The 4000-nt window shown below is 47.4% G+C and carries 4 protein-coding genes and 1 pseudogene; all 5 read right to left on the bottom strand.

The annotated features are described in order from the left end of the window. Positions 1–266, bottom strand: a 266-nt coding sequence (locus WEIDD23_RS12725; RefSeq protein ID WP_156469585.1) for a DUF1810 family protein, incomplete at its 3' end; no start/stop codon positions are given. Positions 267–321: 55 nt separating this feature from the next. Continuing rightward, complete coding sequence (locus WEIDD23_RS05875) at positions 322–1083, bottom strand: matrixin family metalloprotease (protein WP_062358835.1); 762 nt, start codon at positions 1081–1083, stop codon at positions 322–324. A gap of 216 nt (positions 1084–1299) precedes the next feature. Then, complete coding sequence (locus WEIDD23_RS05870; RefSeq protein WP_010371294.1) at positions 1300–2148, bottom strand: DegV family protein; 849 nt, start codon at positions 2146–2148, stop codon at positions 1300–1302. Positions 2149–2356: 208 nt separating this feature from the next. After that, on the bottom strand, positions 2357–3199 hold the full coding sequence (locus WEIDD23_RS05865; RefSeq protein ID WP_010371298.1) for an aldo/keto reductase: 843 nt from the start codon (positions 3197–3199) through the stop codon (positions 2357–2359). Between the two features lie 90 nt (positions 3200–3289). Beyond that, a pseudogene (locus WEIDD23_RS05860) lies at positions 3290–4000 on the bottom strand (excinuclease ABC subunit UvrA); the annotation flags it as partial.

The following is a 4000-nucleotide window of genomic DNA, read 5'->3' as shown; positions in this document are numbered from 1 at the left end:
AGACCCAACACAATATTGGTCACCTTGAGCAAACGCTCTTGCAGCGTATCGTTTGCCAAGTATGCCCGTGCTTCATCAGCATCAGCCAGCCCATAGTAAACCGCGCGTTCGCTGGTTCCCAAGGCCCGTAATTGTGGGAACACCCACCACATCCAGTGTGAGTCCTTTTTACCCGCCGTTAATTCATCTACTGCCGTTTGAAAACTATTGGCCTCGTCTTGCGCTAAAATAAATCGCTTGATATCGTTTGCTAATGCTTCATCCATCACATGTCACCTCATCCGTATTTTGACCCTATTCTAGCACATAATTAGCCCTGTCTTATTGGCGAGTGTCCGACAACTGTTGATAGTCGGTAATGTGTTGCAATTGTTTATGCGTCACCTCATCCGCCTGCGGAGACAGAATCGCGCTCATAATATTATGCCCGTTCATGCTGTGACCCAGGCCAAGTGCATGCCCTAATTCATGCGCCAGTGTTTTAGTTAATGTATTCTGATTGGACAGCGTCAAGATATCACCTGACACGCGCAACTTACCCGACTGTGAATTCATCCATGCCAGTGCATGGGTTCCTGAATCCGTCCCTTCGTCCCCCATCTCACCGGCACGAACAATCACATCCGCATTCTGCGTCACGGGGACTAATTTAATATGAATTTGCTGATCAGATTGTTGGCGCCAAAACTTAATTGCACCGTGCAACGCCTTTTCAACATTTGGGGTCGTCGTTTGAAAATCACTGGTCATGATCGCGACGGTTAGCTCATCATTGTGGCCAACATACATGCCATAACTATCGCTTGTTGGTCCAAATTTACCGGCCTGCCGTAATTGTTGATTTTCCCGGTCGGCCTGCGTAATGGTCACGTCATTTAACTGACGGCGACGCGACTGATAATTAATCGCGTTCATGATAGGTTCGATACTACTACCAAGCGACCCAAACACCAGCAACAAAATAATGGCCGTATAAACAATCTTGCGCCATCCCCGCCGTTTCCGTGGCTCAGGTTGCGGGGCAGCCTGTTCATTAATGCCATACAGTTCATAAATTTTGCGGTCTAATTCATCATCTGGCACGTGTCACACCCCCTCCGAGACACTAATCATAGGTCGTTTGCTGCCATCACGGCGTTAAAAAGGTTCCCCGTGTATGGGCTGCTTGATATCCTACCCTTAATTCTACTGCCGTATCGCACCCGTTTTGGTTATTTTAGGCAACCTTTTTGAATATTCTCCCCAGCAATACGCGCAAAAAAAAGAGAACTGTTTATAACCAGTTCTCCTCGTTTGTTATTATGCGTAATTTTTTAGATATGAAATTCCCATCGCACCTGGACCAGCATGGGTTGATTCGATTGGCGTCGTTTCTGCAATATCAACAATCGCCTCTGGGAATTCATCACGTGCCCGGGCAGCTAATTGCTCGGCCTCTTCAGCTGCATCCGCGTGTGAAATACCAATCACTGCAATGCCGTTCGGCTCGGCGTGCATCCGCTCGAAAATCAAATCTTGATATCCCTTAATCGTTTTCTTACCGCGGCCCTTGACTTCCATCGTAATTTTCCCCAATGGTACGTGAGCGCCCAGCTTAATATCCAGCAATGTGCCAATTAGCCCAGACGCCTTCGACAAGCGCCCTCCAGCGACTAAATTCTTCAGTGTCGTCACCGTCAAATACAATTCAGTATTATCCTCAACACGTTGTAATTCGGCCAAAATCTCATCACGCGATGCCCCAGCCTGGGCCATCCGGCCGGCTACCAAAACTTGCGCGGCCAAAGCCCGGTCGATGTAGTTAGAATCGCAGACTACAATGTCATGGGGCACCAAGCGTGCTGCTTGTTCAGCCGCCTGAACTGTCCCAGACAAATGGTGCGTCAAATGTAGTGAAAGGACTTCGACGTCTTCTGGTACTGTTTCGTAAACTTCCGTAAACGCCCCCAACGAAGGTTGCGATGTCGTTGGCAAATTTTTAGATGCGGCCATCTTCTCAATAAATTCACTTGGCGTGATTGACACCCCATCGTGATAAACAGTGCCGTCGATCATCACGGTAAGCGGCACAACTGAAATATCGTACTGCGCGACTTCTTCAGGCGTCAAGCGTGCTGTTGAATCGGTAATAATTTTTACTTTAGTCATCTCGTTTCCCCTCGTTACTAAATATTTGTAAGTTGATTCGTTTTCAAAACTTATTCATCTAGTATCTAAAACTATATCACATAAAGTCCGATTTTTACAACGTTTTTTGTAAGCAAAACCTAGCAACCCACTTTTAAAAAATACGTCAGCACTAAAAACCACCTGATTCGCGCACGCGCCTAACCAGGTGGTTTTTAAATTGTCATTATTAGTACGGCATCTCAATAGCGTCGAGCACGGCCATATCGGCAGCAGTAATCTCAAAATCAACATCCGCATTTTGCGCCACATACTCAGGGTGGTTAGCCTTTGGTAGTGGCAACGTCCCTTTGGCCAACGCATACCGAATCGCCAACTGCGCGACAGAACGATCATAGTGTGCCGCAATTTCCTGCAGTTCAGGCATGCGGAGCAAACGACCCGTTCCAATTGGGCTGTACGCTTGTACTAGCAACCCATTGGCTTCCGTAAACGGTTGGTTCACGTCTTGCGTCATGCCAATGTGGTAAATAATTTGGTTAACAACTGGCTTAATTTCGGCCGCATCCAGAATGTTCTTCAAGTCCTCGTTATTAAAGTTGGACACCCCAATACTCTTGACCTTGCCAGCCTTAACTGCGTCTTCCATCGCACGCCAAACCGCCAAGTTTTCCTCGTAGTAATTATTGCCGGCTACTGGGCGCACGTTTGGCACAGCCATTTGATTCCATGGTCGTGGGGCGTGGATCAACAGCAAATCAATATAATCAGTTCCCAACGCTGCTAACGACTCATCAATTGAGCGGGCCGCATCTTGATAGTTCTTAATGCTGGCATCAATTTTCGTTGAAATCGTCAATGTTGCGCGATCAATGCCTGATTCAGCAATTGCTGCGCCAACCGCATCCTCATTTTGATACATTTGGGCGGTATCAACGTAAAGATACCCGGCCTTTAGGGCAGCAGCCACTGAATCGTGGGCTTGTTGCTTGGTTTGTTGCCACGTTCCTAAGCCGACCTTAGGAATCTGAATCCCATTATTTAACGTGTATGTTTCATGCAAAAATGACATTTCCTTACACCTCGTTACCTTCATTATTCATTGACTGCTTTAACTACAAGCATCATGATACGCCGTCAGGTAAAGGTGGGCTGAAAAAAGTCAGGCTTGCTGATATTTTGCCAAATACGCCTGCAAATAGTGACCGGTCACACTCTCAGGACTGACTGCTAAATCAGTTGGCGTGCCACTGCCCACAATCTGGCCACCATGTGTGCCACCGCCAGGCCCCAAATCAACAATCCAATCTGAGTTAGCGATGACCTCCAAGTCATGTTCAATCGTAATAATCGTCGCCCCGCGCTTTAACAGCAAGTCGAACACGTGCAACAAATTTTCAATATCGAGGGGATGCAACCCCACTGATGGCTCATCAAAAATAAACAGACTGGTTTCCTGCTTCTGATGAATCTGCGTGACCAGCTTCAAACGTTGGGCCTCGCCACCAGATAGTTCAGGCGTACTTTCACCCAACGTCAAATAGTCCAAGCCCAATTCTGATAAGGCGGTCAACGTCTTCAAAATTTTCGGTTCATCTTGGAAAACTGTTAGGGCTTCCGTTACGGATAAGGCCAACAAATCAGCAATCGTGTAGTCATGCCACTTAACATCAAGCACGTCTGATCGATAGCGGGTACCTAAACAAGTTGGGCACACTTCAGTCACGTCAGGTAAATACTGCACGTCCATCGTGATTTGGCCGACTCCGCCACACGTTGGACAAGCCCCAGCCGCGTTATACGAAAAATCACTTGCCGTGAATTGCCGTTCCTTAGCCGCCGGTAAGGCCGCATACATTTTACGCAAGTTATC

Source organism: Weissella sp. DD23 (assembly GCF_001579105.1).
In the GTDB taxonomy this organism is placed as follows: Bacteria; Bacillota; Bacilli; order Lactobacillales; family Lactobacillaceae; genus Weissella; species Weissella cibaria.
This window is presented reverse-complemented; position numbering and strand designations above follow the sequence as displayed.

Bases quoted from the DNA above. Each gene is read 5' to 3' on its own strand.
- WEIDD23_RS05870 (WP_010371294.1), bottom strand. From the start codon at position 2,148: ATGACTAAAGTAAAAATTATTACCGATTCAACAGCACGCTTGACGCCT.
- WEIDD23_RS05865 (WP_010371298.1), bottom strand. From the start codon at position 3,199: ATGTCATTTTTGCATGAAACATACACGTTAAATAATGGGATTCAGATT.